Origin of the sequence: Rhodococcus sp. 4CII (assembly GCF_014256275.1) — a bacterium.
Lineage (GTDB): Bacteria > Actinomycetota > Actinomycetes > Mycobacteriales > Mycobacteriaceae > Rhodococcus_F > Rhodococcus_F wratislaviensis_A.
This window is the reverse complement of sequence record NZ_JACCFE010000002.1, coordinates 6,733,762-6,756,969: the sequence shown is the minus strand read 5'-3', so window position 1 is coordinate 6,756,969 and position 23,208 is coordinate 6,733,762. Positions and strand designations below refer to the sequence as shown.

General features: G+C 69.1%; 20 protein-coding genes and 1 tRNA gene. 17 read left to right on the top strand and 4 right to left on the bottom strand.

Features of this window, described 5'->3' with window-relative positions; translation table 11 throughout:
* The first annotated feature begins 100 nt into the window (after nucleotides 1-100).
* From H0B43_RS32170 to H0B43_RS32150, 5 genes are all read left to right on the top strand, one after another.
* Complete coding sequence (locus H0B43_RS32170) at nucleotides 101-1,030, top strand: aldo/keto reductase (protein WP_185724245.1); 930 nt, start codon at nucleotides 101-103, stop codon at nucleotides 1,028-1,030.
* Nucleotides 1,031-1,128: 98 nt separating this feature from the next.
* The gene (locus H0B43_RS32165) at nucleotides 1,129-1,815 is read left to right on the top strand and encodes a heme oxygenase (biliverdin-producing) (RefSeq protein ID WP_185724246.1); all 687 of its coding nucleotides are present in this window, start codon (nucleotides 1,129-1,131) and stop codon (nucleotides 1,813-1,815) included.
* Nucleotides 1,812-2,849, top strand: a complete 1,038-nt coding sequence (locus H0B43_RS32160) for a hemin ABC transporter substrate-binding protein (RefSeq protein WP_185724247.1) — start codon at nucleotides 1,812-1,814, stop codon at nucleotides 2,847-2,849. The genes H0B43_RS32165 and H0B43_RS32160 overlap by 4 nt, the downstream gene beginning before the upstream one ends.
* Entirely contained in the window at nucleotides 2,846-3,919 is a 1,074-nt protein-coding gene (locus H0B43_RS32155) for an iron ABC transporter permease (RefSeq protein WP_185724248.1), read from the top strand. The genes H0B43_RS32160 and H0B43_RS32155 overlap by 4 nt, the downstream gene beginning before the upstream one ends.
* A complete protein-coding gene (locus H0B43_RS32150; RefSeq protein ID WP_185724249.1) occupies nucleotides 3,916-4,794 on the top strand; it encodes a heme ABC transporter ATP-binding protein in 879 nt (292 codons plus the stop codon). The genes H0B43_RS32155 and H0B43_RS32150 overlap by 4 nt, the downstream gene beginning before the upstream one ends.
* Nucleotides 4,795-4,803: 9 nt before the next feature.
* Here the strand turns inward: H0B43_RS32150 and H0B43_RS32145 are convergent, their stop codons facing one another.
* Entirely contained in the window at nucleotides 4,804-5,157 is a 354-nt protein-coding gene (locus H0B43_RS32145; protein ID WP_185724250.1) for a hypothetical protein, read from the bottom strand.
* Nucleotides 5,158-5,342: 185 nt separating this feature from the next.
* On the opposite strand from H0B43_RS32145, the gene H0B43_RS32140 reads away from it, so the two are divergent.
* The 3 genes from H0B43_RS32140 to H0B43_RS32130 are packed head-to-tail and all read left to right on the top strand — an operon-like array spanning nucleotide 5,343 to nucleotide 7,680.
* Complete coding sequence (locus H0B43_RS32140) at nucleotides 5,343-6,353, top strand: YncE family protein (protein ID WP_185724251.1); 1,011 nt, start codon at nucleotides 5,343-5,345, stop codon at nucleotides 6,351-6,353.
* Nucleotides 6,354-6,599 carry a DUF5703 family protein gene (locus H0B43_RS32135; RefSeq protein ID WP_185724252.1) on the top strand — a complete coding sequence of 82 codons (246 nt, stop codon included), beginning with the start codon at nucleotides 6,354-6,356 and terminating at the stop codon, nucleotides 6,597-6,599.
* Nucleotides 6,600-6,609: 10 nt separating this feature from the next.
* Nucleotides 6,610-7,680: a quinone-dependent dihydroorotate dehydrogenase gene (locus tag H0B43_RS32130; protein WP_185724253.1), complete on the top strand. Its 1,071-nt coding sequence runs from the start codon at nucleotides 6,610-6,612 to the stop codon at nucleotides 7,678-7,680.
* A gap of 70 nt (nucleotides 7,681-7,750) precedes the next feature.
* On the opposite strand, the gene H0B43_RS32125 is transcribed toward H0B43_RS32130, so the two are convergent.
* A complete protein-coding gene (locus H0B43_RS32125; protein ID WP_185724254.1) occupies nucleotides 7,751-8,281 on the bottom strand; it encodes a YbhB/YbcL family Raf kinase inhibitor-like protein in 531 nt (176 codons plus the stop codon).
* A gap of 34 nt (nucleotides 8,282-8,315) precedes the next feature.
* Nucleotides 8,316-9,668, bottom strand: a complete 1,353-nt coding sequence (locus H0B43_RS32120; RefSeq protein ID WP_185724255.1) for a M20/M25/M40 family metallo-hydrolase — start codon at nucleotides 9,666-9,668, stop codon at nucleotides 8,316-8,318.
* A 111-nt stretch (nucleotides 9,669-9,779) separates the two neighbouring features.
* Between H0B43_RS32120 and H0B43_RS32115 the strand changes: the two genes are divergently transcribed.
* From H0B43_RS32115 to H0B43_RS32075, 9 genes are all read left to right on the top strand, one after another.
* Nucleotides 9,780-9,865 (top strand) — tRNA-Leu (locus tag H0B43_RS32115).
* 72 nt (nucleotides 9,866-9,937) lie between these two features.
* Nucleotides 9,938-11,392 (top strand): SDR family NAD(P)-dependent oxidoreductase, encoded by a 1,455-nt coding sequence (locus H0B43_RS32110; RefSeq protein WP_185724256.1) that lies wholly within the window; start codon nucleotides 9,938-9,940, stop codon nucleotides 11,390-11,392.
* A gap of 104 nt (nucleotides 11,393-11,496) precedes the next feature.
* Nucleotides 11,497-11,913, top strand: a complete 417-nt coding sequence (locus H0B43_RS32105) for a universal stress protein (protein WP_185724257.1) — start codon at nucleotides 11,497-11,499, stop codon at nucleotides 11,911-11,913.
* Between the two features lie 75 nt (nucleotides 11,914-11,988).
* Nucleotides 11,989-12,399 (top strand): DUF2784 domain-containing protein, encoded by a 411-nt coding sequence (locus H0B43_RS32100; RefSeq protein ID WP_185724258.1) that lies wholly within the window; start codon nucleotides 11,989-11,991, stop codon nucleotides 12,397-12,399.
* Nucleotides 12,400-12,435: 36 nt separating this feature from the next.
* Nucleotides 12,436-13,680 carry a trans-acting enoyl reductase family protein gene (locus H0B43_RS32095; protein ID WP_185724259.1) on the top strand — a complete coding sequence of 415 codons (1,245 nt, stop codon included), beginning with the start codon at nucleotides 12,436-12,438 and terminating at the stop codon, nucleotides 13,678-13,680.
* Nucleotides 13,681-13,942: 262 nt separating this feature from the next.
* Nucleotides 13,943-14,908 carry a sulfite exporter TauE/SafE family protein gene (locus tag H0B43_RS32090; protein WP_185724260.1) on the top strand — a complete coding sequence of 322 codons (966 nt, stop codon included), beginning with the start codon at nucleotides 13,943-13,945 and terminating at the stop codon, nucleotides 14,906-14,908.
* 130 nt (nucleotides 14,909-15,038) lie between these two features.
* Nucleotides 15,039-17,222, top strand: a complete 2,184-nt coding sequence (locus H0B43_RS32085; RefSeq protein ID WP_185724261.1) for a malate synthase G — start codon at nucleotides 15,039-15,041, stop codon at nucleotides 17,220-17,222.
* 126 nt (nucleotides 17,223-17,348) lie between these two features.
* Nucleotides 17,349-19,136 (top strand): substrate-binding domain-containing protein, encoded by a 1,788-nt coding sequence (locus H0B43_RS32080; RefSeq protein WP_185724262.1) that lies wholly within the window; start codon nucleotides 17,349-17,351, stop codon nucleotides 19,134-19,136.
* Complete coding sequence (locus H0B43_RS32075; RefSeq protein WP_185724263.1) at nucleotides 19,133-20,287, top strand: metallophosphoesterase; 1,155 nt, start codon at nucleotides 19,133-19,135, stop codon at nucleotides 20,285-20,287. The genes H0B43_RS32080 and H0B43_RS32075 overlap by 4 nt, the downstream gene beginning before the upstream one ends.
* 45 nt (nucleotides 20,288-20,332) lie before the next feature.
* Here the strand turns inward: H0B43_RS32075 and gcvP are convergent, their stop codons facing one another.
* On the bottom strand, nucleotides 20,333-23,185 hold the full coding sequence (gene gcvP / locus H0B43_RS32070; protein ID WP_185724264.1) for an aminomethyl-transferring glycine dehydrogenase: 2,853 nt from the start codon (nucleotides 23,183-23,185) through the stop codon (nucleotides 20,333-20,335).
* Between the last annotated feature and the right edge of the window lie 23 nt (nucleotides 23,186-23,208).

Here is a 23,208-nt window from a genome sequence, read left to right as displayed (position 1 = left end):
ATACCCCACTAGTCTGCACCTGTGGTGGCCGGTCCCGGGAGACGACAGCAGTCTCGGGGCGAAGCCCGGGTTGCAGCTACAGCACGAGACGCAGGCGGTTATGGAACAGAGATCGGTCGGAGCAAGCGGGTTGCGGGTGTCACGGCTCGGCCTGGGCACCCTCACGTGGGGGCGGGACACGGACGGGGACGAGGCCGCGGCGCAGATCGCGGCGTTCGTGGATGCGGGCGGCACACTCGTCGACACGTCCCCCGCGTACGGCGACGGTATGGCGCAGCGGATCCTGGCGGAACTGCTCGACGACGTGGTGCCGCGGACCGAACTCGTCCTGAGTTCCAGTTCCGGGATCAATCCTGCCGGTCCGTCGCGCATCGACTGCTCGCGACGAGGCCTCGTCGCACAGCTCGATGCCACCCTGCGCGAACTCGGCACCGACTATCTCGACATGTGGCAGGTGGCCACCTGGGATCCGTTCACCCCGGTCGACGAGGTCGCCGCCACACTCGATTTCGCGGTGTCGAGCGGCCGGGTCCGGTATGTCGGGGCACGGGGTTACCTCGGGTGGCAGCTCGCCACCGCGGCGGGCGCCTCCCGGGGCACGACACTCGTCGCCACCCAGGTGGAGTACTCGCTGCTGGCGCGGGGTGTCGAGGAGGAGCTCGTCCCGGCCGCGGCGCATCACGGGATCGGCGTGTTCGCGGCGGTGCCTCTCGCCCGTGGGGTCCTGACCGGCAAATACCGCAACGGCATCCCCGTCGATTCACGCGGTGCCGACGACGCGCACGCCCAGGATGTCCAGAGTTATCTCACCGACTCCTCCGTCGGGGTCGTCGACGCCGTCGTGACGGCGGCCGACGGCCTCGGCACGTCACCGCTGGCCGTCGCCCTCGCCTGGGCGCGCGACCGTCCCGGCGTCGCGAGCGCGGTCGTCGGGGCCCGCGACATCGCCCAGCTGACCGGCGTGCTCGTCGCCGAGGAACTGGTGTTGCCGCCTGCGATCGCGGCGGCGCTCGACGACGTGAGTGCCTGACGTCGGCACGAGACCGGCCGACGCGCACCTGCAGTTCACGTGCAGGGCAGGCTAACCTGGTGCCACCGGCCGACGTCCGTTGACCTTGCAGGAGAGCCATGACCACGCTGAACGAGGCCGACGCGGCCGATCGCCGAATCGTCGGCTTCGCCGAGCGCATCAGGTCCGGCTCGGACGCCGCGCACCGTGAGACCCAGCAGTCCCGGTTCGTCGCGGCGCTCCTCGCCGGTGAGCTCACCTCGGACGGCCACGCCGAACTCCTGGCGCAGACGTACCTCGTCTACCGCGAACTCGAGGACGCGGGACGGACCCATACCGGCAACCCCGTCGCGTCTCCGTTCCTCCACGACGAACTGCTGCGCGTCCCGTCGCTGGAAGCGGATCTCGAATTTCTGCGCGGCCCGTCGTGGCGCGACAGCGTGTCCGCACTCCCGGCCACCGCCCGCTACGTCGAGCGGCTCCGTGAGGTGGCGTACGCATGGCCCGCCGGTTTCGTTGCACACCACTACATCCGGTACATGGGCGACCTGTCCGGTGGGCAGATCATCCGGCGCATGCTCGAACGCGCCTACGGTTACACCACCGACGGTCTGCAGTTCTACATCTTCGACGCCATTCCGAAACCCAAGGTGTTCAAGGACACCTACCGCGCGAAGCTCGACGCCGCACCCCTGTCCGCCGAGGATCAGCGGCGGGTGATCGACGAGGTCAACCTCGCCTACCGCCTCAACAACGAACTGTTCGCCGACCTCGAGGCCGGCATCGACTCGTATCTCGCGCGATGACATCGGTGTTCCGGACGCGCACGAACAGGTCACTGTTCGCCGTCCTCGTCCTCCTCCTCGGGTCGCTGGTGGCGGGGGCGGCGTGCAGTTCCGGCGCGGGTGCCGGCGGTGAGGGAACCGGTGCGCGCACCGCGGTCCTGGGCGACCTGAATCCCGAACCTCTCGGGTCCCCCGCCACGCCGGCGCTGCCAGTCACCGTCCGGAGTTTCGACGGAGTCGACGTGACGATCACGGACGCGAGCCGGATCGTCACCGCGGACCGCTACGGGACGCTCACCGAGACGGTCTTCGCGCTGGGGCTCGGCGACAACGTGGTGGGCCGGGACATCGCCTCCGCCTTCCCGGCCGCGCAGGACGTACCGGTGGTGACACCGGGCGGGCAGTCGCTCAACGCGGAGGCCGTCCTCGCCCTGGCACCGACGGTGATCCTCACCGACACCAGCGTCGGACCGCAAGCCGTGCAGGATCAACTGCGGGCCGCCGGCATTCCGGTGGTCTACTTCGACCCGACGCGCACGCTCGACGGCGTCCCCGGCCAGATCACGGCGGTCGCGGACGCGCTGGGCCTGCCCGAGCAGGGCCGCGAACTTGCGGTGCGCACCGAGAACGAGATCGCGGCCGCCCGGAGCCGCGCCCCCGAGGGCGACGATCCGCTGAAGATCGCGTTCCTCTATCTGCGCGGCACCGCGATCACCATGATCGGCGGCCCGGGCTCGGGTGCCGACTCCCTGATCGACGCGCTCGGCGCCGTCGACGCCGGCACCGCCTCCGGCATCACGCAGCAGTTCGCTCCGATCACCAGCGAGGCACTGATTGCCGCCGCCCCCGACGTACTCCTGATGATGACGGGCGGGCTCGACTCGATCGGCGGCGTCGAGGGGCTGGCGAAAATTCCCGGCGTGGCGCAGACGCCGGCGGGCAGAAATCAGCGCGTCGTCGACATGGAGGACGGAGTGCTGCTCAGCTTCGGCCCCAACACGGGTCGCGTCCTGGCTGCGCTGGCCGATGCCGTCTACCCGCCCGCCAATCCATGACGGTCACCGACCTCGACGCGCCCCGCACACCGTCGTCACGTACTCGAACCGGTGCGGTTCTCGGCGGTCTGCTGATCGCCCTCGCCGTCGCCGCGGTGTTCTCGGCCTGCATCGGACAGGTCCCCACCGGCCCGGGAGAGGTTGTCGGCAGCATCCTGCACCGCCTCGGACTCGACCTCGGGCCGATGCCGGCGCACCCCAGCGGTGAAGTGACGCTGTGGGAGGTCCGGTTCCCGCGCGTGGTCCTCGCCATTCTGGTGGGGGCCGCGCTGGGATGCGCGGGAGCACTGCTGCAGGGTGTGTTCGCCAATCCGCTCGCCGAACCCGGCGTCATCGGGGTGTCCGCCGGTGCCGCGGTCGGCGCCAGCGCCGCGATCGTAATCGGTGGTGCGTTCGCTGCCGGGTGGACGGTCGCGGCGGCCGCATTCGTCGCCGGACTGATCACCACCGTCGCCGTCTACGTCCTCGCCCGGCACGAGGGCCGCACCGAGGTGGTCACCCTCGTCCTCACCGGGGTGGCGGTCAACGCGTTCGCGGGCGGTCTCATCGCCTTCTTCACGTTCATCGCATCTCCCGCGGCACGCGATCAGATCGTCTTCTGGCAGCTGGGGAGCCTCAACGGCGCCACCTGGAACGCCGTGGCGGTGGTGGCGCCGATGACCGTCGCCGGCATCGCGGCCACCATGATGATCGCCGGGAAACTCGACCTGCTCTCCCTCGGCGAGAGCGCGGCGCGTCACCTCGGCCTCGACGTCGAACGGCTCCGGCAGATCGCCGTGCTGATCGTCGCCCTGCTCGTCTCGTCCAGCGTGGCCTTCACCGGCATCATCCTGTTCGTCGGACTGGTGGTCCCGCACCTGATGCGGATCGCCGTCGGGCCCGGCCACCGTGCCCTCGTTCCGGCGAGCGCGCTGTGCGGATCACTCGTCCTCCTGCTCGCCGACCTGGGCGCCCGCTCGCTGGTGGCGAATGCGGATCTGCCGCTCGGCATGCTGACGGCACTGGTCGGCGGACCGTTCTTCTTCTGGTTGCTGCGCCGCACCCGGGCCAGCCAGGGCGGGTGGGCATGAGTCCGGCGATCCACGCGTTCCGCACCCGAATCGGCGCGGCCATCGAGCAGAGCCTGTTCCGGCGGACCGATCCGGTGCCCCCGCACCAGCCTGCCGGGTCCGTGACGCTCCGCGCGACGGGAATCGCGGTGGCCCGTGGCGGCCGGACGGTGCTCGACGACGTCTCCGTGGATGTGCGGATCGGTGAGGTCCTCGTCCTCGTCGGCCCCAACGGGGCGGGCAAGTCGACCCTCCTCGCGGCGCTGTCGGGTGATCAGGATGTGCGGTCGGGCAGCGTCACACTCGACGCACGGGACCTCGGCGCCTGGACGGCGCTCGACATGGCTCAGCGCCGGGCGGTCCTCCCCCAGCAGAACACCGTCGGATTCTCGTTCACCGCACGTCAGGTGATCACGATGGGCCGATCCCCGTGGGCACGCACACCCCGCGCCGACGACGACGCTGCCGCGATCGCGGACGCGCTGCGGATCTGCGACGTCGAGCCGTTCGCCGACCGGCCGTTCACCGCGTTGTCGGGGGGCGAACGCGCCCGCGTGGCGCTGGCGCGGGTACTGGCGCAGCGGACCGAGACCATCCTGCTCGACGAGCCGACCGCCGCCCTCGACCTCGGCCACCAGGAGACGGTGATGCGTCTCGCCCGCTCCCGCGCCGCACAGGGCACGGCCGTGGTGGTCGTCCTCCACGACCTTGCGCTCGCCGCGGCGTACGCCGACCGGATCCTGGTCCTCGAACGGGGTCGCGTCGCTGCGGACGGGCCACCCGCCGACGTCCTGTCCGAGGAATTGCTGACCCGGGTGTACGGGCATCCCGTCGAGGTCATCGAACACCCGGTGACCGGTGCGACTCTCGTCCTCCCCCGCCGCGATCACCGCTGAGCGGGGTGGTCAGAGTCCGTCGATGACGACCCCCAGCCTGCTGAGGACCGCCCGCACCGTCATCCCGTCCTCCGGTCGTGCCGACAGGGAGTCGGGATCCGATACTGCGTCTCGCACGACGGCGACGATGCTCCGTTCGTCGGTCAGGTCGATCTCGCGGACCGATCGCCGCGACGACGCCACGATGTCGTCCGGCGCCGGTACCTCGGTTTCGACGTCGGCACGGTAGACCTCGACGTGCATCGTGCTCTTGCGCACCCGGAATGCGTAGGAGTTTCCTTCCGCGGTCCGGCCGAAGCCGTGCGCATGCGGTCCTACCGAGATGTCTTCGACGGTGAACGTCTTCGATTCGGGTATTTCCACGGCCTTCTCCTCGATGACCTGGGCCGGGTGGTCGGGAAACCGCCGGGCGCGGGGTCGATGGTCCTTACGGTATCGCCTCCGAACCCGCTCGGCGCCGACCGAATTCGTAGGCGTTTCGCGGATCAGGGATGCTAGTGGACAGTTGTGCAGGTGTAGGTCGATGAGAGAACCCCGAGGAGCAGCACATGGGTAGACCGGGAGTGCGCGTCGTCGCCTCGTGTATCGGACTGGCGTTTCTGCTGGTCACGGGTTGTTCGTCGAACTCCGACGAGGATCAGGCGATCACGATCGCACCCGCGACTGCCGCGCAGTCCCCCACCCAGAGCACCACCCCCGCGGGAGTCGTCCACCCCGTCGGCTTGCCGATCGATTCCACCACGTACGACCCCGAGACCGGTACGACCGTCGTCCTGGGGGGTGAGAACAACCAGATCCTCCTGTTCCCGGCCGGGGATTTCGCCGCCGCTCCGCGGGTGGTCCCGCTGGACGGCGCCGTTGCGCAGGTCTCGCTCGCGCGCGGCGGTGTCGCGCTCCTGGCCATGAACACGCAGGTAGGACGCCTGGATCTGCGGACGGGCACCGTGACGTTCGTGCCCGCGAGCGGCGATGTGCGCTCGGTGGCCGAACTGCCCGACGGACGGCTCGCAATGGGTCTGAGCAATGGCGAGATTCACATCGTGAACACCGAAACGAACGAATCACAGGTGATCGGCGGCTTGACGTCCGTCGACGGGCTGGCCGTCGTCGACGACTCCCTCACCGCACTCGACCGTGGTCAGACGTCCGTCACCGCCGTCGACGTCCCCGGTTCCGCGCTCGGCGTCGCCTTGCGGGCCGGGGAGGGTGCCACCCAGCTCACGACCGATCATTACGGGCGCATCCTCGTCACCGACACCACCGGCGACGAACTGCTCGCGTACACCACCGACACCCTGATGCTGCGCCAGCGTTTTCCCACCGGCCTCGCGCCGTACGCCGTCGCCTACGACGACACCGCCGACCGGGCGTGGGTCACACTGACCGGGACCAACGAAGTGGTCGGATTCGATCTGTCGAGCGGTGTGGGCGTGGAAACTGCACGCTATCCGACCGTCCGGCAGCCGAACTCCGTCACTGTCGATACCGTGAACGGTGACCTCCTGATCGGATCCGCGACGGGAGACGGCCTGCAGCAGATCCCGACGAGGAGTTCGTAGATGGCATCGCATTCCCATTCACGTCGACTCCCCTCGGGGTGGGAGACCGAATCCGAGGACTTCGAATACGTACCACTGCGGCTGCCACCCGACGTCACGCGCATCAGCGCCTCGATGAGACTTGCCATCCAGGCGGAGTTCGGCGGCTGGGAGCTGTCGCGCGTCCGCCTGTACTCCGACGGAAGCCGCCGTGTCCTGCTCAAGCGAAGGAAAACCGCGCACCATGTCCCCGACCCTGCAATCTAGGGAGACCTCCTTGTACCACCTGCTCTTGAGGGTGATGTTCCGCTTTCCTCCGGAGCGAATTCATCATCTGGCCTTCGCGGCGATGCGCCTGGTCACACGGTTCTCGCCGCTGCGCCGCCTCGTCGGGGGGGTTCTCGTCGTGGACGATCCGGTGCTGCGCAACACCGTGTTCGGACTCGACTTCCCCGCGCCGCTCGGATTGGCCGCCGGGTTCGACAAGGATGCGACCGGCGTGGACACCTGGGGTCCCCTCGGATTCGGGTTCGCCGAGGTGGGCACCGTCACCGCGCAGGCACAGCCCGGCAACCCGTCTCCCCGCTTGTTCCGGCTCCCCGCGGACCGCGCCCTGATCAACCGGATGGGTTTCAACAACCACGGCGCGGGCAACGCAGCCAATCACCTCCGCCGGCGCAGGGCCGGCGTCCCGATCGGCGCGAACATCGGCAAGACCAAGATCGTCGACGCCGCGGACGCCCCGGCCGACTACACGGCCAGCGCGCAACTGCTCGGCCCGCTCGCCGATTTCATGGTGGTCAACGTCAGCTCACCGAACACCCCGGGACTGCGGGACCTGCAGGCCGTCGAATCCCTCCGGCCCCTCCTGCAGGCCGTTCTCGACACCGTGACCGTCCCCGTTCTGGTGAAGATCGCGCCGGACCTGTCCGACGACGACGTCGATGCAGTCGCGGATCTCGCCCTCGAACTCGGTCTCGCCGGGATCGTCGCGACCAACACCACCATCCGCCGCGACGGACTGAACACCCCGGACGCCGAGGTCACGGCGATCGGTGCGGGCGGACTGTCCGGGCCCCCGGTCGCCGAACGATCCCTCGAGGTTCTCCGCCGTCTGCACGCACGGGTCGGTGACCGTCTGGTGCTGATCTCCGTGGGTGGCATCGAGACCGTCGACCAGGCATGGGAACGGATCCTGGCCGGGGCGTCCCTCGTGCAGGGGTACACGGGCTTTATCTACGGGGGGCCCTTCTGGGCCCGGCGAATCCACCGGGGGCTGGCGCGGAAGGTCCGTGAGGCCGGATACTCGTCCGTCGCCGACGCGGTCGGTGCGGGTGCCGTGCGCTGACCCGTTCCGCGCAGAGACCGGTGGCCGGCGAATCCCGAGGATTCGCCGGCCACCCGTGTTCTATCCGGATCTACTGCTCGTACGTCCCCTGGATCTTCGCGCGCGCGATGGCGTGGGAGAACAGGTTGAAACCCAGGAACGCCGGTGTCGAGTCGGCCGTGACCCCGTCGAGGGTCTCCACGTCGAGCGCGTGGACCGCGATGATGTATCGGTGCGGACCGTGACCTTCCGGCGGAGCGGCGCCGAGGAAACGGCGCAGTCCGGCGTCGTTCTTCAGGGTGATCGCCCCGGCCGGGAGCCCGGTTCCGTCGTCGTCGCCCGCGCCGTTCACCAGCGTCGTCGTGTCGGCCGGAATGTTCGCGACCGCCCAGTGCCAGAACCCGGACGCCGTCGGCGCGTCGGGGTCGTACACCGTCACCGCGAAGCTCTTGGTCTCGGCGGGGAATCCCGACCACGACAGCTGCGGTGAGTTGTCGTAGCCGCCGGCGCCGAAGATTCCGCTGACCTGGTCCTTGTTCAGCGGCTGCCCGTCGGTGACGTCGGTGGAGGTCAGCTCGAAACTCGGCAGGTCGGGTAGGGCCTCGTACGGGTCGTGTGACATGCGGGTCCTCTCTTGTCGCGTATCGGTTTTCGGATCAGCTGTGGAGCAGAAAATGTTCCAGCACGCGTGTCCCGAACAGTAGTGCGTCGACGGGTACCCGTTCGTCGACGCCGTGGAACAGCGCACTGAAATCGAGGTCGGCCGGCAACTGCAGCGGAGCGAACCCGAAGCACCGGATGCCGAGCTTCGCGAACGCCTTGGCGTCGGTTCCGCCCGACAGCATGTACGGCACGGTCCGGGCGTCGGGATCGTGCGCGAGGATCGCGTCGTTCATCGCGTCGACGAGGTCCCCGTCGAACGTGGTCTCGTAGGAGTCGAGCTTGGTGATCCATTCACGCGAGACGTCCGGCCCGATGAGTTCGTCGATCGTTGCCTCGAACTCGGCCTGCCTGCCGGGCAGGATGCGGCAGTCGACCACGGCTTCGGCGGTCTGCGGGATGACGTTGGCCTTGTAGCCGGCCGACAGCATGGTCGGGTTCGCGGTGTCGTGGAGCGTGGCGCCGATGATGTTGGCGATGGTGCCGAGTTTCGCGAGGGTGCCGTGGAGGTCCGGCGACGTGGGGTCGAAGTCGAGTCCGGTCTCCTCGCCGGCCGCCGCGAGGAATTCGGCCACCGAGTCGGACATGACCAGCGGGAACGTGTGCGCGCCCAGCCGGGCGACCGCCTGAGCCAGGATGGTGACGGCGTTCTCGCCGTGCAGGAACGAACCGTGTCCGGCCCGCCCCTTGGCCGTGAGCCGCATCCATCCGAGACCCTTCTCCGCGGTCTCCACGAGATAGAGCCTGCGGTCGGTGCCGTCCGGGCGAGCAACGGTCAGGGAGAAGCCGCCGACCTCGCCGACCGCTTCCGTGACGCCCTCGAACAGGTCGGGACGATTCTCGACCAGCCACTGGCAGCCGTACTTGCCACCGGCCTCCTCGTCGGCGACGAACGCGAACACGAGGTCGCGGGGAGGAACGACCCCCTCGGCCTTGAATTGGCGGGCGACCGCCAGGATCATCCCGACCATGTCCTTCATGTCGACTGCGCCGCGACCCCACACGTAACCGTCCTCGACAGCTCCGGAGAACGGGTGGACACGCCAGTCGGCCGGCTCGGCGGGGACGACGTCGAGGTGACCGTGCAGCAGCAACGCGCCGCGGTCGGGGTTCGCACCCTTCAGCCGCGCGAACACGTTGCCGCGGCCGGGTGCCCCCGACTCCACGTACTCGGTCTCGTAACCCACTTCCTGCAGTTGGGCCGCCACCCACTGCGCACACTCGCGCTCGCCCTTCGTCGTGGCGAGTTCTCCGGTGTTGGACGTGTCGAAGCGGATCAGTGAACTGACGAGTTCCACGACTTCGGCTTCGGCGCGACCCTGGCCTGGGGTTTCCTGTGTAGTTGGCACTCCACTTTCCTACCACCGGAGCAGCGGAAACGCTCCGGTGAGAGGGGCGATTTGGGCCGTGGCGGTTCATCGGTTAATCTTTTGCAGCACCCAGGAAATGGGGGCAGGCAAGTCCGAGTGGCGGAATGGCAGACGCGCTAGCTTGAGGTGCTAGTGTCCTATTAACGGACGTGGGGGTTCAAGTCCCCCCTCGGACACTCTGAGTTGAGACAGACGAGAAAGCCCCGGTTCATCGAACCGGGGCTTTCTTCGTGAGAGGGCGAAGTTCGATGGGTGAAACAACGACGACGATCGATCCGGCGGATCTCGAGGTCTGCCTGAAGGTTCTCGATCAGGCGGCGGAACTCGACGATGCGGATCCCGATTCCGTCACGGTCCAGCGTGCCGTCGGTCACCTCTTCAAGAAGCTGAAGAAGCGTCGGCGCATCGCCGCCCGGGACGCCGTCTCCGAGGCCGACCGGCAGGTCGTCGCCGCGACCGCGACCGGGTCACCCGATCGGATCGACGACGAGACCGCGGGCATCCCGCTCACGTCGAACGCCGACGGCGCGTCTGCAGGAACCCTCATCCGGCCCCGCCCCTGCTACATCTGCAAGCAGCGCTACACCAGGGTCGACGCCTTCTACCACCAGCTGTGCCCCGAGTGCGCGACGAAGAGCCGGGCCAAACGGGACGCGCGCGCCGACCTCACCGGACGCCGGGCACTGCTGACCGGTGGCCGCGCCAAGATCGGCATGTACATCGCGCTGCGGTTGCTGCGCGACGGCGCCCACACCACGATCACCACACGGTTCCCCAACGACGCCATCCGCCGGTTCAAGGCGATGGAGGACAGCGACCAGTGGATCCACCGCCTGCGGGTCGTCGGTATCGATCTGCGTGATCCGGCGCAGGTCGTGGCGCTCGCCGATTCCGTTGCAGCGCAGGGCCCGCTGGACATCCTGATCAACAACGCCGCACAGACAGTCCGGCGCTCCCCCGGCGCCTACAGCGCACTCGCGGACGCCGAGTCCGGCGCCCTGCCCTCCGGCGACCTGCCCGACGTCCTGACGTTCGGGAAGACCAGCGATGCCCACCCGGCAGCACTCGCGGGCTCACTGTCCGACGTGTCCGCGATGGCGGGCGCCGCGCTGTCCCCCGACGCCGTGAGCTCGCTCGCGCTGGTCGCGAAGTCGGCGTCGCCCGAACGCATCGACCAGGGTCTCGCGATCGACGCCGGAGGCCTGTTGCCCGATCTGGCGCACACCAACAGCTGGGTCCAGACGGTCGAGGAGGTCGACCCGATCGAGCTGCTCGAGGTGCAGTTGTGCAACTCGGTCGCGCCGTTCATTCTCGTGTCCCGCCTGCGTCCCACGATGGCGGCGGCCGGCGCCCGCCGCAAGTACGTGGTGAACGTCTCCGCGATGGAGGGACAGTTCAGCCGCGCCTACAAGGGTCCGGGGCATCCGCACACCAACATGGCGAAGGCCGCGCTGAACATGCTCACCCGCACGAGCGCCAAGGAGATGCTCGACGACGGCATCCTCATGACCGCCGTGGACACCGGGTGGATCACCGACGAGCGGCCGCACTACACCAAGATGCGCCTGGCCGACGAGGGGTTCCACGCCCCGCTCGACCTCGTCGACGGCGCCGCCCGCGTCTACGATCCCATCGTCCAGGGTGAGCAGGGCGTCGATCTGCACGGCTGTTTCCTGAAGGACTACGAGCCCTCACCGTGGTGATCGAGCACCGTCCGGATCCGCCGACGAGAGCATCGACACAGTGGGAGCATTCTCCGGCACGGGGATAATGGGGTCGTACCGATCCTTGAACAGGGAGGCCCTTCATGGCGATAGCCGTTGTCCACCGAGACAGCCCGGAAGGCCGGGCGGCCATCGTCCACGCGGCCCGCGAGGCGGTGCAACGACGGGAACAGCTACTCGTCCTCCACGTCCTCGACGACGACCCCGAGCAGGACGCCGAGTCCGACCGGTCCGCTCTGCGCGCCGAGATCCAGGCCACGCTCGAGGCTGGCGGGGTCGGCGAGTCGTCCTGGGAACTGCGCACCAACGAACACGACGGAGATCAGGTGAGCGCGCTGCGCACCCTGGTCGACAGCAGCGGTGCGGATCTTCTCGTCGTCGGTACCCGGCGCATGTCGCCGGTCGGCAAATTCCTGCTGGAACGATGGCTGCAGCGGCTCCTCCTCGAGGTCGACATTCCGATCCTGGTGGTCAAGGAAGACCTGCGCGGCACCGCCTGAACCGATACCGCGCGGACCCGGCCGGGCGACGCCTACGATGGCGTAGGGAACACTTCGGACGTCAGGGGTGCATCGATGGGGAGCGTGGTCTTCTATGAGATCGGCGCCGACGTCACAGTCGTCGCGCACCTGATCTTCATCCTGTACGTCGTCTGCGGCGGGTTCCTCGCCTGGCACTGGCCGCGCACGATTGCACTCCACCTCGCTGCCGTGGCCTGGGGTTTCACCGGTCTCCTCGTCGGTATCGACTGCCCACTCACGCACCTGGAGAGCTGGGCCCGGGTTCGTGCCGGGCAGGAACCACTCCCCTCGTCCGGTTTCATCGCCCATTACCTCACCGGGGTCGTCTATCCGGAATCGGCCGCCGGCGCGGTCGAGACGCTCGTCGCGCTGGGCGTCGTCACCTCCTGGGTCGGGTACCTCGTCCTCCGCATGCGCACCCGGACGCCCCTCGCACCTACCCGCCCCGGCGGTGCCGGAGTCTGAGCCCACCCACTCCCTACCGGCGAGTAGGGTCGTGCCATGACAGACAGCGCACGTGAATTGGATCTCGTCGTCTACGGGGCCACCGGTTTCGTCGGCAAACTTCTCGCCGACTATCTCGCGCAGCACGCCCCGGACGGCGTGCGGATCGCGCTCGCCGGGCGAACGGCGGCCAAACTCGAGGCGGTACGGTCGTCGCTCGGCCCGCGGGCGGCCGACTGGCCCGTCATCGTCGCGAATTCCGACGACGCCGCATCGCTGGCCGCCCTGGCCGGACGCACCCGCGTGGTCGCGACGACGGTCGGCCCCTACGCCAAGTACGGCCACGCTCTCGCCTCCGCCTGCGCCGAGGCGGGCACGGACTACGTCGACCTCACCGGGGAGGTACTGTTCGCCCGCGAGAGCATCGACGCCAACCACGACCGGGCCCGCGAGACCGGCGCCCGGATCGTCCATTCCTGCGGTTTCGATTCCGTTCCCTCCGACATCGGCGTGCACGTGCTGCACGGGAAGGTCCAGGCCGACGGCGCCGGCGAGCTCACGGACACCACGCTGGTGGTCACGTCCGTACGCGGCGGTGTCAGCGGCGGCACGATCGATTCCTTGCGCACCCAGGTGGACGTGTCGAAGAAGGATCCGGCGCTGCGGCGCCTCGCAGCGTCGCCATACTCGCTGAGCCCCGACCTCGCGAAGGAACCGGACCTCGGTAGGCAGTCGGACATGAACGTGGTCAACGGCACGGACATCGCTCCCGATCTGAAGGGCTGGAAGGCGCCCTTCTTCATGGGGCCCTACAACACCCGGATCGTGCGGCGCAGCAATGCGCTCCGGGACTGGGCGTACGGCCGGCAGTTCAAATACCGGGAGGTCATGAACGTCGGAAGCTCGCCGCTCACACCGGTCGTCGCGGGTGCGGTCGCGGCCGGACTCGGCGCGATGGTCGTCGGGATGGCGATCCCACCCACGCGCTACCTCCTCGACCGCGTCCTGCCCTCGCCGGGCGACGGGCCCAGCGAGGACGCGCAGCGGAAGGGCCACTTCACCATCGACCTGTACACGACCACCTCCACGGGGGCGCACTACACGTCACGGGTGAAGGCGAAGGGCGACCCCGGTTACAGCGCCACCGCGGTGATGCTCGGTGAATCCGCGCTGAGTCTCGTCCTCGGCGGCGACGCGCTTCCGGACGCGGCCGGCGTCCTCACTCCCGCGACGGCACTCGGCGACGTGCTGGTGGCACGACTGCGGGACGCGGGGTTCGAGATTTCCGCACGTAAATTGTGAGGGGATCGGGCGCGTGTGAAGATGACACGCGCCCACCACTCCCGCTAATGTCGACCCTTGTGCGCGGACAACCTCGCGCGAGACGAGAGATCCGGGAGTCCGAGTGAACGGCACGAGCGCGCAGGCAGGCCCCGCGGCCTCGCTCGCCCTCGAGCCTTTCTGGCCCTCCCGCCGAGGCCACGCCTTCGACCAGGGATGTTGCTGACCAGCCTGCTCGCTGGTGTTGCTGCCCTGACGGTTCGTTCTCTCGGTCGGAGTCTCGATGTTCAAGCTCTTGATTTTCACGCTGGTCGGCGTGGGTGCCCAGCTGGTCGACGGCGCTCTCGGCATGGCCTTCGGCGTGACTGCGACCACCCTGCTCGTGTTCAGCGGCGTCGGACCCGCGCACGCCAGCGCGGCGGTGCACTTCGCGGAAGTCGGGACCACCCTCGCCTCCGGTGCGTCGCACTGGCGGTTCAAGAACATCGACTGGCCCCTCGTGCTTCGACTGGGCGTCCCCGGCGCCATCGGCGCGTTCCTCGGCGCCACGGTGCTGTCCCAGCTGTCGACGGCCGCCGCCGTACCCGTGACGTCCACGATCCTGCTGGCGATCGGCGTCTACGTCCTCCTCCGCTTCTCGATCCGACCGCCGGCCGTCAACGACGCCCGAACCTCGCCGCACACGGCGAAGTTCCTCTCGCCGCTCGGGCTGTTCGGCGGTTTCATCGACGCGAGCGGCGGCGGCGGTTGGGGGCCGATCACCACCAGCACGCTGTTGTCGCGAGGAAAGACTGCGCCGCGTACCGTCATCGGTTCGGTCAGCGCATCGGAGTTTTTGGTGTCGGCCGCGGCAAGCATCGGATTCATCTTCGGTCTGGGCAGCGACTTCTTCGACAACATCCCCATCATCGCCGGCCTGGCCCTCGGCGGCATGCTGGCCGCACCCATCGCCGCGTGGCTCGTCAGCCGGGTGCCGGCGACCCTGCTGGGAACCGGTGTCGGCGGAATCATCATCATCACCAACGCGCAGAAGCTGTTCAAGACGTTCGACGTGGCCGGCGTCGCCGCCGCCTTCGGATACAGTGCGCTCGTCGCGGTCTGGGCCGGGTTGCTCGTCGTCGCGTGGCGCCGTTCGCGTCTCAGCGCTGCCGAAGCGGCCGGGGACTTGCACCGGATCGACGCCGACCACGACACTCCGGTCGAGTCGAACGCCCCCGCGTTCGAGCCGTCCACCGGCGAGAAGGCCTGACCACACCGTTCACTCGCTCTCCGGCATTCGCCGCCGGACATCGCCACACTGCATCCCTACCAGCGGGTAACATTGCTCCTGGTTCATGGCACCTGTCCGGTGCTCCGAAAACGGAACAGTGAGGCTTTTCATGACTGAGCGTGTTGAGGTCGGCGGTCTGCAGGTCGCGAAGGTGCTCTACGACTTCGTGAACGAGGAGGCGTTGCCGGGGACCGGGATCGACGTCGACGGGTTCTGGTCGGGTGCGGTGAAGGTGTTCGACGACCTGGCGCCGAGGAACCGGGCGCTGCTCGCCACCCGCGACGACCTGCAGGCGCGGATCGACACCTGGCACCGCGACCGGGCCGGGCAGCCGATCGACCCGGCCGAGTACCGGGCGTTTCTGACCGAGATCGGGTACCTGGTGCCCGAACCGGCCCCGTTCACGGTGTCCACGGCGAACGTGGACACCGAGATCACTTTCACCGCCGGCCCGCAGCTGGTGGTCCCGGTCCTCAACGCCCGCTTCGCCCTCAACGCCTCCAACGCCCGCTGGGGGTCGCTGTACGACGCCCTGTACGGCACCAACGCCATCCCCGAGGACGGTGGCGCGGAGCCGGGCAGCTCGTACAACAAGGTCCGCGGCGACCGGGTCATCGCCTGGGCCCGGCGGTTCCTCGACACCGCCGCCCCGCTGAGCGCCGGGTCGCACGCCGACGCCGTCCGCTACACCGTCGACGGCACCACCCTGGCGGTGGAGCTGGCCGACGGCACGGTCACCGGGCTGGCGGAGCCGGGCAAGTTCGTCGGCTACCTCGGCGACCCCACCGCCCCCACCAGTGTGTTGTTGCGCAATCACGGGTTGCACGCGGAAATCGTGATCGACCCCACCTCCCCGATCGGATCCACGGATGCGGCCGGGGTCAAGGATGTGGTGCTCGAGTCCGCGGTCACCACCATCATGGACTTCGAGGACTCCGTCGCCGCCGTCGACGCCGACGACAAGGTGGTCGGCTACCGCAACTGGCTCGGCCTCAACCGCGGGGATCTGACCGAGGAGCTGACCAAGGGCGGGCAGGCGTTCACCCGCCGCCTCAACCCGGACCGCACCTACACCGCCCCGGACGGGTCCGAGCTGACCCTGCACGGGCGGTCGCTGCTGTTCGTCCGCAACGTCGGGCATCTGATGAGCACCCCGGCGATCCTGCACGCGGACGGCACCGAGGTCCCCGAGGGCATCCTCGACGCCCTGCTCACCTCCCTGTGCGCGATCCACGGACTCGGCAAGTCCGAGGCGACGGGGCCGTGGGACAACTCCCGCACCGGGTCGATCTACATCGTCAAACCCAAACAGCACGGCCCCGACGAGGTCGCGTTCACCACCGAACTGTTCGGCCGCGTCGAGCAGGTCCTCGGGCTGCCCGCCAACACCCTCAAGGTCGGCATCATGGACGAGGAACGGCGCACCACCGTCAACCTCGCCGCCTGCATCAAGGAGGCCGCCGAGCGGGTGGTGTTCATCAACACCGGGTTCCTCGACCGCACCGGCGACGAGATCCACACCTCGATGGAGGCCGGGCCGATGATCCGCAAGGCCGAGATGAAACAGCAGACCTGGATCACCGCCTACGAGGACTGGAACGTCGACGTCGGCCTGGCCTGCGGCCTGCAGGGCAAGGCGCAGATCGGCAAGGGCATGTGGGCGATGACCGAACTGATGGCCGAGATGCTCGAGCAGAAGATCGGCCACCCCAAGGCCGGCGCGAACACCGCCTGGGTGCCGTCCCCGACCGGGGCCACCCTGCACGCCACCCACTACCACCAGGTCGACGTGTTCGCCGTCCAAGACCGGCTCGAGGGCACCCGGCGGGCCACCCTCGACCAGATCCTGACCATCCCGCTGGCCCCGGACACCGACTGGACCGAGACCGAGAAGCAGGAGGAACTCGACAACAACTGCCAGTCCATCCTCGGCTATGTGGTCCGCTGGATCGACGCCGGCGTCGGCTGCTCCAAGGTCCCCGACATCCACGACGTCGCCCTGATGGAGGACCGCGCCACCCTCCGCATCTCCTCCCAGCTGCTCGCCAACTGGATCCGGCACGGTGTGGTCACCGCCGAGCAGGTCGTGGCCTCACTGCAACGGATGGCCCCGATCGTGGACCGGCAGAACCAGGACGACCCGACCTACCGGCCGCTGGCCCCGGACTTCGACACCAACATCGCCTTCCAGGCCGCCAAGGAACTCATCCTCGACGGCACCAACCAACCGTCGGGCTACACCGAACCGATCCTGCACCGCCGCCGCCGCGAATACAAAGCCGCCAACGCCTGACCTCCGCGCTCGACGATCGGCCCCGTCACCTGCCTGGTGGCGGGGCCGATTTTCTCGGGGCGATCTCGCGCATCACTACACTGCGAGGGTCAACGTCGAACCCGTCGGACAGGAGCAGGAAAGCACGTGGGGCAACATCGCGGCGAATCGCGCGCCAGGGGTATCAGCAAGGGACCTTTGATTGCGCTCGGTCTCGTCGTCGTGATCGTGCTGGGGGTGTTCGGCTGGATTCAACTGCGCGACCGGATCAACGATCAGGGTGTGGCTGCGGCGGGTGCGTGCGTCGAGGGCGAGGCCGAACTCGCGGTGGCTGCGGATCCCGACATCGCGCCCCAAATCCAGTCTCTCGCCGAGCGCTACACGGCGACGGCGCCGGTGATCCGCGATCAGTGCGTGTCGGTGATCGTCACTCCCGTCGCGTCCGACACCGTGCGCGACGCCTTGTCGAAAGGACCCGACGGTGCCTGGGACTCGGCGGCGCTCGGGCCACGCCCCGCACTGTGGATTCCCTCCAGCTCGCATTCCGTCAAGCAGCTGGCAGCGGCCGGAGTCGTCAGCGGCGAAGCGCGTCCCCTCGCCACCAGCCCGGTGGTGCTTGCGGTCCGGACGGCGTTCGCCGGCGCACCGGCGACCGCGGCGATCGACTGGAAAGACCTGCCGTCGCTGCAGACGGGACGTGATTCCCTCGCGTCTCTCGGGTTGTCCGGCTGGGGCAGCCTGGGCATGGCGCTTCCCGTCGGGCCCGGTGCCGAGAGCACGGAGATGGCGGTCGAAGCGGTCACTGCATCGGTCACGGGGAGCACCACTGGTCCGGTGACGGACGAGCAGGCACGTTCGGTCCCGGTGACGTCGGCACTCACCGGTCTGGCGCTCGGCTACGAGACGACCTCGGGGACGAAACCCGCCACGACGCGTGATGCGCTCACCGCACTTGCGGAGCAGGGTGACCCCGCCACCTCCGCCGTCCACACCGTCGCGGCCACCGAGCAGCAGGTCTACCAGACGTTGCGCGACGCACCCGGAGCCGACATCACCGCATTCATCCCGAAGGGCCCGACTCCTGTGGCAGATCACCCGGCGGCCGTCCTGGCCGGTCCCGCCGTCGACGAGACGCAGAGCCGCGCCGCCGCGCAGTTCGCGGAGTTCGTCCGACAGCCCGAACAGGCTCAGGTCCTGGCCGACGCCGGTTTCCGGGTCGAGGGATCGGCCCGCCCCGGCGACACCACGCTGGCCTTTCCCGGTCTCGGTCCCATCCTGGTCCCTGCCGACGCCACCGCGGCGACCGAGCTGATGCGCGTGATCCGGAACCCGGTCACCGCACGCACCTCGACCGTCCTGCTCGACCTGTCCAGCTCGATGGGACAGGTCGAGGGGTCGTCGACCCGCCTGGAGAACACGACGTCAGCGCTCGCGGCGCACGTCGACCGGTCTCCGGACACCTCGAACCTCGGACTGTGGGAGTACAGCACGGCGCTCGACGGCTCGCGGCCCTACACGACGGTGGTCGCCACCGGTCCCCTCTCCGCAGGCGGTTTCACCGAGGGCACACGCAGGCAGGCCCTCGACGCGCGGCTGGCCAAGGCGACACCGGCCACCGGGTCCTCGACGTACACGTCTCTCGAAGCCGCCTACAAGAGTGCCGTCGACGGGTACACGGCAGGACGCACCAATTCGGTTCTGCTCGTCACCGACGGCGCCAACGACGATTCGGTGTCGCGCGCGGACCTGCTGTCCGCCATCGCCGCGGCCTCGAGTTCGTCCAAGCCGGTGCGCATCGACGTCGTGACGATAGGCCAGAATCCCGACCTCAACACGTTGCAGGCGCTGGCCGATCGCACCGGTGGGTCGCTGGAGAAAGTCGCGTCGTCGGACGGAGCGGCGTTGCCGACCGCGATCAGCAAGCTGCTGTCGTGACGCGGCTTCTCGTCTTCGCGGTCTTCCTCGCACTCGTCACGTGGTGGCTTCATCGGCGACTCGTCCGGGCCACCGGGTTGGGACGTCCGTGGTCGCGGGTCGTGGACCTGACGCTCGTCGTGCTGTGGATTCTCGCCGTCGTCGGCGTCGGCAGCGGCGAAGCCTTCGATCCGGGGTGGGCGCGTCCGCCGGGGTGGGTGGGCTGGGTGTGGCTCGGCGCGATGTTCTATCTGGTGCTCGGGCTGCTCGTTGTCGCCCTGGTGTCCTTGCTGAGCAGGCTGTTCGCCCGCCTGCGCGGTACCGGGAACACCGAACAGGTCGATCTGTCGCGTCGACGCGGCCTGCGCATCGCGACCGCTGCCGTCGTGGTGGGTGCCGTCGGCGCCGCCGTTTACGGGGTGTCGGAGGCTGCGCGACCACGGATCGTGCGCGTCCGGGTGCCACTGCGGCGCCTGCCCGCCGAATTCGACGGTGTGCGTGTGGCGCTCGTGTCCGACCTCCACGTCGGCCCGGCGCGGGGAGTGGATTTCACCCGCCGTGTCGTCGATCTGGTGAACTCCGAGAAGCCGGATCTGGTTGCGATTGCGGGCGATCTGGTCGACGGGACCGTCGCGAAGGTGTCGCCCGACCTGCAACCGCTCGGCGACCTCGACGCCCCGCTGGGGGTGTTCGGGGTCAGCGGCAATCACGAGTTCTACGCCGACGACGGTGGCCGGTGGCTGGATGTGTGGGATCGTCTGGGCATCCGGACGCTGCGCAACGAACACGCGACGCTCACCCGCGGCGGCGCCACCGTCGACATCGCGGGCATCCACGACTATTCGTCGCCGGCCCCGTACGAGCCGGACCTTCCCGCCGCGCTCGCCGGACGCGATCCGTCGAGGTTCGTCGTGCTACTTGCGCACGAGCCACGGCAGGCACTGGAGGCGTCGGATCTCGGTGTGGACCTGCAGTTGTCGGGGCACACGCACGGCGGGCAGATGTGGCCGCTGCGCTATCTGGTGCCGCTGCAGCAGCCGTCGGTGGCGGGTCTCGACCGGATCGGGAACACCGTCCTCTACACGACCCGTGGGGTGGGCGCGTGGGGTCCACCCGTGCGGGTGGGCGCCCCGCCGGAGATCACGATCCTCGAGTTGGTGCCAGAGGACTGACCTCGGCGGCGCCCGCCCCGCTGGAGCGGGACGGGCCGCCCTGCATCAGGCGCCTTCGAACGCGGAGATCGGCGGGCAGGAGCACACGAGGTTGCGGTCGCCGTGTGCGCCGTCGATGCGCCGCACCGCAGGCCACACCTTCGGCCGGGCCTTGCCGCGAGGGAACACGGCCGTCTCCCGGGTGTAGGGGTGGTTCCACTCCGCGGCCAGGCAGCCGGCCGTGTGCGGAGCCCCGCGCAGCGGGTTGTCGTCCACCGGCCATTCCCCCGCGCCCACGCGATCGATCTCGGCGCGGATCGCGATCATCGCCTCGCAGAAGGCATCGATCTCTTCCAGGTTCTCGCTCTCGGTGGGCTCCACCATCAGCGTGCCCGCCACCGGGAAGCTCATGGTCGGTGCGTGGAAACCGTAGTCGGCGAGGCGCTTTGCGACGTCGTCCACGGTCACACCGGTGTCCTTGGTGATCTGCCGGAGGTCGAGGATGCACTCGTGCGCCACCATTCCGCCCTCGCCGGTGTAGAGGACGGGGAAGTACTCGTCCAGGCGGCGCGCGATGTAGTTGGCCGAGGCGATGGCGGTCAGGCTTGCGCGGCGCAGTCCGACGGCGCCCATCATCCGGATGTACGCCCAGGTGATGGGAAGGATCGACGCGCTGCCGTAGGGGGCCGCGGAGATCGGCCCGGCGGTGCCGAGTTCGGGTGCGAGCGGATGTCCGGGCAGGAACGGCGTGAGGTGGGACCGCACGCCGATGGGACCGACACCGGGGCCGCCGCCGCCGTGCGGGATGCAGAACGTCTTGTGCAGATTGAGGTGGCTGACGTCGCCGCCGAACCGGCCCGGTCGGGCCAGGCCGACGAGGGCGTTGAGGTTGGCTCCGTCGACGTACACCTGGCCGCCGGCGTCGTGGACGGCGGCGCAGATGTCGGCGATCTCGTGCTCGTACACACCGTGCGTGGACGGGTAGGTGATCATGATCGCCGCGAGGCGCTCGGCGTGGTCGGCGATCTTCGCCCGCAGATCGTCCAGGTCGACGTCACCGTTCGGGCGGCAGGCGACGACCTCGACGCGCATCCCGGCCATGACCGCGGACGCGGCATTGGTGCCGTGGGCGCTCGACGGGATGAGGCAGGTGTCGCGGTGGTCGTCACCCCGGCTGAGGTGGTAGTTGCGGATCGCGAGCAGTCCCGCGTACTCGCCCTGGCTTCCGGCGTTCGGCTGCAGACTCACCGCGTCGTACCCGGTGACGGCCACGAGCCAGTTCTCGAGGTCCTTGATGATGCGGAGGATGCCCGGGGTGTCCCCGGTCGGCGCGAAGGGGTGCAGTCCGGCGAACGCGGGCCAGGTGATCGCTTCCATCTCGGCGGTGGCGTTGAGCTTCATCGTGCACGAGCCGAGCGGGATCATGCTGCGGTCGAGCGCAATGTCCTTGTCGGACAACGCCCGCAGGTAGCGCAGCATGGCCGTCTCGGTCCGGTAGCGCGTGAATGCCTCGTGCTGGAGGTAGTCGGATCCGCGGAGCTGCGCGTCCGGGACCGCCGTGCCCGTGGCCGCGGCCACGGCGCCGTCGCCGCCGAACGCCGCCAGCACGTGGGCCACGTCCTCCGCGGTGGTGGCCTCGTCGCACGCAACGGCGACGTGATCGGCGTCGACGAGCCGCAGGTTGATGCCGGCGGCCTTCGCCTGCGCCACGACATCCGACGCGCGGCCGTCGACCCGCACGAGAATCGTGTCGAAGAAGTGCTCGTGGACGACCCGGGCCCCGGTCTTGCGGAGTGCGGCAGCCAGGGAGTGTGCCGTGTTCGCGACGCGCAGCGCGATCGCCTTCAGCCCCTCGGCGCCGTGGTAGCTGGCGTACATGGCCGCGAGAATCGCCAGCAGCACCTGAGCGGTGCAGATGTTCGACGTGGCCTTCTCGCGGCGGATGTGCTGCTCGCGCGTCTGCAGCGCCAGCCGGTAGGCCTTGTCTCCGTCCGCGTCGACGGAGACGCCCACCAGACGGCCGGGGAGCTGCCGCGCGTGCTTGGTGTGTACGGCGAGGTAGCCGGCGTGCGGGCCGCCGAAGCCCATCGGGACACCGAAACGCTGGGTGGTGCCGAAGCAGGCGTCCGCACCGATCTCGCCGGGCGGGGTGAGGAGGGTGAGCGACAGCAGGTCGGCACCGACGGCGACCAGCGCGCCGCGCTCGTGGGCGGCGGCGATCACGTCGGTGTAGTCGACGATGCGGCCGGACGCACCGGGCATCTGTCCGAGAACGCCGAAGAAGTCGCCATCTGGCAGTCCGGCAGCCAGGTCGGTTACGACGATCTCGATGCCGAGCGGCTCCGCCCGGGTCTCGACGACGGCGAGGGTCTGCGGGAACAGGTCCGCGTCGACCACGAAGCGCGGTGACTTGCTCTTGCTCGCGCGGCGCAGCAACGTCATCGCCTCGGCTGCGGCGGTGGCCTCGTCGAGCATCGACGAGTTGGCGACCTCCATGCCGGTCAGGTCGGCGACCATCGTCTGGAAGTTGAGGAGGGCTTCGAGTCGGCCCTGGCTGATCTCGGGCTGGTACGGCGTGTAGGCGGTGTACCAGGCCGGGTTCTCGATGATGTTCCTGATCAGGACCGGCGGGGTGAGGGTGTCGTAGTAGCCGAGACCGATCATCGACGTCGCCACGGTGTTCTGGGCGGCGAGCGCAGACAGTTCGGCGAGCGCTTCGTGCTCGGAGACCGGCGCGGGCAAGGCGTCGAGACCGTCGGCGATGCCATCGGTGACGCCGTCCAGGATGACGGCAGGGACGGCCTTCGCTGCGAGATCGTCGAGCGATTCGGCTCCGACCAGTTCGAGAATGTGCGCGAGTTCCGCAGCGTTCGGGCCGACATGACGATCGGCGAATGTACGGCTTCCAGCGTCGATCACGACAACTCCCAAGCAGTTCGGAG

Coding starts and splice junctions, on each gene's coding strand:
- H0B43_RS32170 (WP_185724245.1), top strand. CDS start 101: ATGGAACAGAGATCGGTCGGAGCAAGCGGGTTGCGGGTGTCACGGCTC.
- H0B43_RS32165 (WP_185724246.1), top strand. CDS start 1,129: ATGACCACGCTGAACGAGGCCGACGCGGCCGATCGCCGAATCGTCGGC.
- H0B43_RS32160 (WP_185724247.1), top strand. CDS start 1,812: ATGACATCGGTGTTCCGGACGCGCACGAACAGGTCACTGTTCGCCGTC.
- H0B43_RS32155 (WP_185724248.1), top strand. CDS start 2,846: ATGACGGTCACCGACCTCGACGCGCCCCGCACACCGTCGTCACGTACT.
- H0B43_RS32150 (WP_185724249.1), top strand. CDS start 3,916: ATGAGTCCGGCGATCCACGCGTTCCGCACCCGAATCGGCGCGGCCATC.
- H0B43_RS32140 (WP_185724251.1), top strand. CDS start 5,343: ATGGGTAGACCGGGAGTGCGCGTCGTCGCCTCGTGTATCGGACTGGCG.
- H0B43_RS32135 (WP_185724252.1), top strand. CDS start 6,354: ATGGCATCGCATTCCCATTCACGTCGACTCCCCTCGGGGTGGGAGACC.
- H0B43_RS32125 (WP_185724254.1), bottom strand. CDS start 8,281: ATGTCACACGACCCGTACGAGGCCCTACCCGACCTGCCGAGTTTCGAG.
- H0B43_RS32110 (WP_185724256.1), top strand. CDS start 9,938: ATGGGTGAAACAACGACGACGATCGATCCGGCGGATCTCGAGGTCTGC.
- H0B43_RS32105 (WP_185724257.1), top strand. CDS start 11,497: ATGGCGATAGCCGTTGTCCACCGAGACAGCCCGGAAGGCCGGGCGGCC.
- H0B43_RS32100 (WP_185724258.1), top strand. CDS start 11,989: ATGGGGAGCGTGGTCTTCTATGAGATCGGCGCCGACGTCACAGTCGTC.
- H0B43_RS32095 (WP_185724259.1), top strand. CDS start 12,436: ATGACAGACAGCGCACGTGAATTGGATCTCGTCGTCTACGGGGCCACC.
- H0B43_RS32090 (WP_185724260.1), top strand. CDS start 13,943: ATGTTCAAGCTCTTGATTTTCACGCTGGTCGGCGTGGGTGCCCAGCTG.
- H0B43_RS32085 (WP_185724261.1), top strand. CDS start 15,039: ATGACTGAGCGTGTTGAGGTCGGCGGTCTGCAGGTCGCGAAGGTGCTC.